The organism is Pararhodobacter sp. SW119, assembly GCF_017811755.1.
In the GTDB taxonomy this organism is placed as follows: domain Bacteria; phylum Pseudomonadota; class Alphaproteobacteria; order Rhodobacterales; family Rhodobacteraceae; genus Pararhodobacter.
In genome coordinates this window covers 1-1,630 of sequence record NZ_JADDJF010000143.1, presented here as the reverse complement: position 1 = coordinate 1,630, position 1,630 = coordinate 1, and the positions used below count along the sequence as shown (strand labels likewise).

Below are 1,630 nucleotides of genomic sequence, written 5' to 3'. Positions count from 1 at the left end.
CTACACCGTAACCGACCTTGTGGAAGCACCTTCGACGACAGGATAGTTTCTTGCGCTCGTCTTGCCACTGAGTATGGGCGACCAGCTTGGCGGACCAGATGGCACATCATATCCAGCCTATGCCGCTCTTTGAGCGTAGAAATGGACCGTTCTTCGCCCCACAGCATTGATGGTGTCGCGGACGCGAATGAGGGTAGAGCGAAGTCCTGCCGCGCTGCTCCCTCAGATGTTCGTCGTCTTTTTCCTCTGGTCTGACGTCCCACCCATCTCCTGCCGATCAGTGGCAGGAGATCGGCGATGGACGGTTCGCATAAGGCGATGACAGTCGCATGGGAAGCGTTGCAGGGCGATTACCGTGCTGATAAGCTTACCTTGCAGCAGCGAGCTCGGGTTTTTATGCGAAGAGCGCCGATCCTCGACTGATTTTGCGAGGACACATCCCTGCCTGCCGTGGGTGCGTGGCCCAGGCTTGTCGACGCGATCGCGACCGCTCTTGACAGCGCCGCGACCGGTCGAAGAGCCTCGGGAATGAGGGGCAGTCTCGGAAAAGGCGAGGACGCGTGTAACCACCCTCGCGGTCCGCCTCTCCGATCTCGGCCGCCCGGAGGCGGCGTTGGCGGTCTCTCAGGAAGCGGTGGAATTCTACCGCGGTCTTACCGCGGCGCAACCGGAGGCCTTCACCCCCGACCTGGCCATGTCGCTGACCATCCTCGCGAACTGCCTCTCCGCTATCGGCCGCCTGGAGGCAGCGCTGACGGCGGCACAGGAGGCGGTGGAACTCCGCCGGGGACTTGCCGCCGCGCGCCCGGAGGCCTTCACCGCCGAGCTGGCCACATCGCTCAACACCCTTGCGATCTTCCTCTCCGATCTCGGTCGTCGGGAGGAGGCTCTGGCGGTCGCGCAGGAGGTGCTGGAGCTCCGCCGCGGTCTCGCCGCGGCGCGACCGGAGGCCTTCGCCCCTGACCTGGCCGTGTCGCTGAGCAACCTCGCGAACTTCCTCTCCGCTCTCGGCCGCCCAGAGAAGGCGCAGGAGGCGGCGCAGGAGGCAGTGGTCCCTTACCGCGGTCTTGCCGCAGCGCGCCCCGAGGTCTTCAACACCGGCCTGGCTGCGTCGCTGACCAACCTCGCGAACTGCCTCTCCGCTCTCGGTGACCGGGAAAACGCGCTGGCGGCGGCGCAGGAGGCGGTGGATCGCCTGATCAGCCCGCAGTTCGTGACGCCCTACGTCACGTCGAACAAGAACGACCGCAACGATGCAGAAGCGATCTGTGAAGCCATCGGTCGGCCATCGCTGCGTTTCGTGCCGCCGAAGTCTTCCGAACAGCTTGCCATTCAGGCGGTTCATCGGATCCGTCAGCGGCTGGTGTCGGACCGGACCAGGCTTGTGAACCGGATCCGCGGACTTCTTGCCGAGCATGTGATCGCCCGCGACATCAGCCGGCTCCGACACGCGCTTGCAGGCAGTGTCAGCAAACGGAGTTCGTTCGCACTTTGTTCTGATGCGTCAGTGAGGTATGCTGAGGCTCCCAGGCCCCAAGGAGACCTGCCATGCCCCGCTTCGATCCGGCCGAATTCGGCCGCCTGCTTGCCCGCCTGACTCCGCAGGAGCTGCGCCAGGCCGAAGGGCTCG

Annotated in this window: 1 protein-coding gene and 2 pseudogenes; all 3 read left to right on the top strand. The window is 64.9% G+C overall.

Going from position 1 to position 1,630, the window contains the following annotated elements; all coding sequences use genetic code 11:
- Positions 1 to 297: 297 nt before the first annotated feature.
- The gene (locus IM708_RS21645; protein WP_280861216.1) at positions 298 to 423 is read left to right on the top strand and encodes a hypothetical protein; all 126 of its coding nucleotides are present in this window, start codon (positions 298 to 300) and stop codon (positions 421 to 423) included.
- Between the two features lie 271 nt (positions 424 to 694).
- Positions 695 to 1,183, top strand: a pseudogene (locus IM708_RS21530) (tetratricopeptide repeat protein); the annotation flags it as partial.
- A 9-nt stretch (positions 1,184 to 1,192) separates the two neighbouring features.
- Positions 1,193 to 1,414 (top strand): annotated as a pseudogene (locus IM708_RS21525) (transposase); the annotation flags it as partial.
- Between the last annotated feature and the right edge of the window lie 216 nt (positions 1,415 to 1,630).

Bases quoted from the DNA above. Each gene is read 5' to 3' on its own strand.
- IM708_RS21645 (WP_280861216.1), top strand. From the start codon at position 298: ATGGACGGTTCGCATAAGGCGATGACAGTCGCATGGGAAGCGTTGCAG.